The following is a 245-nucleotide window of genomic DNA, read 5'->3' as shown; positions in this document are numbered from 1 at the left end:
AGCCGGAACGCCCCTACTGGCCGAAGGATCCGCAAAGCCCCTACGTCCAGCACTTCTCCCCGCGCGGGGTGATCCATTCCTTCGCCGACGGCAAGATCGAGGACACCGGTGCGCTGACCAAGAAGCGCATGGAAACCATCGACGACGAGACCACCCAGGCGGCGATCAACTTCATCGACAAGCAGGTGAAGGCCGACAAGCCGTTCTTCGTCTGGATGAACACCACCCGCATGCACGCCTTCACC

1 pseudogene is annotated in these 245 nt (G+C 62.0%); it reads left to right on the top strand.

What is annotated here, in order from left to right:
- A pseudogene (locus J5M67_RS29180) lies at positions 1-245 on the top strand (arylsulfatase); the annotation flags it as partial.

The organism is Pseudomonas sp. 30_B, assembly GCF_017491605.1.
In the GTDB taxonomy this organism is placed as follows: Bacteria; Pseudomonadota; Gammaproteobacteria; order Pseudomonadales; family Pseudomonadaceae; genus Pseudomonas.
Note: the sequence above shows the minus strand (reverse complement) of the source record. Positions and strands in the feature narration are given on the sequence as shown.